At 31.4% G+C, this 3779-nt stretch carries 1 protein-coding gene; it reads right to left on the bottom strand.

The window, feature by feature from the left end; translation table 11 throughout:
• Window positions 1-1107 precede the first annotated feature (1107 nt).
• Complete coding sequence (locus tag J2S19_RS23530; RefSeq protein WP_307347316.1) at window positions 1108-3405, bottom strand: bifunctional diguanylate cyclase/phosphodiesterase; 2298 nt, start codon at window positions 3403-3405, stop codon at window positions 1108-1110.
• Window positions 3406-3779: the final 374 nt, after the last annotated feature.

Genomic DNA, 3779 nt, shown 5'->3' with positions numbered 1-3779 from the left:
GCTCAATTGTTTTGTGTACATATAATGTACGTTTGTTGTTAATAAAAATTAACGTTGGCACGCTTGGTTTTGTTTAGTTTTCAAAGAACATTTAATGTCTTATTAAAGACTAGGTTATTATCATAACACGATAGGTTAATCATGTCAACACCTTTTATTTTCACTGCTGAAAGTTATCAAGAAGCAGTTAGGAATGTCTTAGCGACTTTTACTATATTACATGGTTATAATCCTAAAGTCAACAATATTTTGTGTTTTTTTATTATAAGAGTAACAGCTGATAATATGATGCAGCATTGAGGAGTGCTTTGTATTTTACTGTATACTGTCATCTCCTTAACCAGAGAAAATTTCAAAATTATCTATTACAAACTTCTTCTCCATAGTTCTCAGGTCACCCACATCAATCTGTACTTATTAAATCCTCATACAACCCTTTATATATATGCTATTCATTCCCTGGGTAATAAAGGTAAACAATATCACATATAAAGTCGACTATAGTTACATACAAATAGCCCTTTACTAAAAACTGGAGAACAAAAAATGTTATGACCGTAAACCTAGTGGCGAGTATATATTATCGAAAGAACTGACGATGTTTGCTATTATGCGATCTAATAGATAGACGTATTCAACAACCAAGTTATTGTAATTGAAAATTTTCCACATAAAATTTGATAAGTACTTTAGGAGTCATCATCCTCCATGTATAATCGGGGCTCTAAATTGACTGACCCCTTTGCACACAATCTCGAAGCAACTTCAGATTACCTCTTTAACTAAATTTTACACACAAAACAACTAAGCGCTGCCCATAAAATTGTTTCAAATATATTCAACATACTCTATTAGTATTAATTCTTATTAGGAGAGATCTAAAAGTTCACCCTCTTGCCGACTATTCTAAAAGCATCACCAGTCCACTCTCCATATTGCATAAGGCTTATTGCAAGCTATTTTCAAGAAATATTTAGCCACCACCATTATTTACATATCATAATTAGTTACCTTATATTTTGTACCATAGTATTTAAAAACCCTAGTTCACGTTCTCAAACAAGGCTTGAGCATAACAAAAGGCACCTGGAAAACACGAACATTGTCTCATTGTTCTATTGAAAAATATTTTGTTATTAAATCAGTATAGGCCAATGGCTTACTAAAATAATAACCTTGAATCTTGGATTCTATTAGAGATGTAATATAGTTGAATTGCTCCTCATGTTCAATCCCCTCTATCACAAGTTCGATATCAAGCCCCTTCATAATATCAAGAATACCTGTTAATAATGTCGTATCGAAAGAATCCCATGGGACATTTCGAATAAAGCCCCGGTCAATTTTTATTATATCTATCGGCAATTCCCTTAAGAATAAAAGTGAAGAAGTCCCAACTCCAAAATCATCAAGCGCAACTAATACATTCCGCTTTTTTAATTCTGTTGTAAAAGTTAGAATATCATTAAAAAATGAACCGATATCACTTTCTGTTATTTCAATTTGTAATCTAGAAGCAGGGTAATTATACTTAGTTAATACTTCATCAATCATTTTAATAAAATGACTATCTTTCATCTGTGACTTTGATACATTAATTGACAATGTTAAATTATTATATCCTTTTTGATGTAAATAACTAATTTGTTTAATAGACTCTACTAAAACCCATTCACCAATCAATGGCATTAAACCAGTTTCTTCAGCGATTGGGATAAACTTCACAGGGGAGATCATCCCCTTTGTTGGGTGATTCCAACGTAATAGAGCCTCAACTCCGAGAATACGTTTTGTTACACTACATATAATTGGTTGATAGTACAATTGAAATTGATTCTTTTTTAACGCAAACTTCAAATCATTTTCTAATTCTAGTATGTCTTTATAGTTACTATCCTTTGCAAGGTCTTCATAAAAATGAAATTGGTTCTTACCTTTTCGCTTTGCTTCATACATCGCAATATCTGCCTTTTGCAATAACTCTTCTAAGCTTGTACTATCACTTTTGTATATACTTATTCCAATGCTAGCAGTGACCATTGTTCTATATTTACGTAAATGACTCTCCTTTCCAACTTCAATCAAAATTTGATTAACAACTCTTCTTAAGCCCTCTTTTTCATCAAAACACATTAATATAACAAATTCATCTCCACCAAATCTAGAAATAATTCCAAAGTGTTTCGAAATAATCGGATTAATTCTTTCCGTAACACTTACAAGTAATTTATCTCCTATATCATGACCAAGTGAATCATTTACACGTTTAAATCCATCTAAATCCAAAAATAAAACAGCCTTACTATTTTGTTTTTGTGATATAAATTCAAAAAAATACTTTTCTAAATAAAAACGATTTGGCAATAAAGTAAGAGAATCGTAGTAAGCTAACTGTGCTACTTCATCATGCTTTTCTTCTAATGAAGCTAACATCTGGTTTATAGAGACTTCCAAATTTGATAGTTCATCTTTTTGACCATTATTTACACGTATTCTAGATTTTACTTCCTGATTCTCTTGTATTCCTTTTAATTGGAATGATAGCTTTGCAATCCTAGACACAATTAATCGGTTAAGTAATACAAGGATAACTATGATCATTGATATACAAGTTATTAATAGATAAAATGATAGCTGATTTACACTCGATTTCTTTTGTGTATAGTGGTCTCGTTCCTCTATAAAACTTAGTTCATAGGTCTCTTCTTTCGTGAAATCTTTTAGGAACAGTGCTCCTTTAATTGAATTCTCGTCAATGACTTCTATTTTATTTCTAACTAATTTGGGTAATTCAACCTCTCTCATAGATAGCTGCAGAGAAAGACTTTTTCCTATTTCCATAACAACAGACTTATCAAGAATCTTCCCTACGATAAGCGTGCCAACTGATTCACCCTCATGGTTACTTAAAAAAACGGGTTCTGCAGATGTTATGGTCATTCCATAATCCGTTATTAAAATCCGCGACCTTTCAGAGCTTTTTGAATTTACTATTGGCAAAAAATCCTTATAAAAATCCTCTGTTAATTTTAAAGAACTATTATTATTAAAATCATAACCGTCTTGATAAACTAGTTTATTATCTTTATCTAAAAATATCATATAGTTAAGCTTTGTATTTACAAAAGTCAAATCCTGTAGGTTTACCTCAGGATAACTTTGATATTTCCCATCAATAAAATAGTAAGTATCATCCCAAACAGCCCAATCTAAGTTCGTTCTTTTTATCATATCCATATCTGCAAGTAGGTGATTATATATTGTATCTAATTCTTTTTGTACCTGATTCTCATCAAGCTTCTTAGCTCCCTCAAGTACGATAGGTCGAATGGTAGTCAAAAGCAGTACTAGAAATAGAAACATCACAAAACCAACTACTAGAAGACTCTTTGTCTTAAGTTTCATTGACTCACACTCTTTCTCAAAATAGGTATTAGTACCCTTTTTTCGTTATCATCCTATGATACTTTTTGCCCATTTCATTATTTATCCCATTTTAACATTATATTCTAAAAGTTTTTATCTGTATTTTTTACCATATATGTAACTTTAAATGATTAATATATATTCATCATGAATAAACTTTTATTTTTCTGTCTATCAAGTACCTGATATACTCATCAACCATAAAAAATTACTCAAATAATGCCTTGCCTTTGGCCGAATATTTCTCTCCAGTTAAACACAAAAAAGACCAGTATCTCTACTGATCTTTTTCTCAAGGTACCTGGCAACGTCCTACTCTCACAAGGGGAAGCCCCTAACTACCATCGGCGCTG

The sequence above is a fragment of the Metabacillus malikii genome, from assembly GCF_030813355.1.
Classification (GTDB): Bacteria; Bacillota; Bacilli; order Bacillales; family Bacillaceae; genus Metabacillus; species Metabacillus malikii.
Note: the sequence above shows the minus strand (reverse complement) of the source record. Positions and strands in the feature narration are given on the sequence as shown.

Coding starts and splice junctions, on each gene's coding strand:
- J2S19_RS23530 (WP_307347316.1), bottom strand. CDS start 3,405: ATGAAACTTAAGACAAAGAGTCTTCTAGTAGTTGGTTTTGTGATGTTT.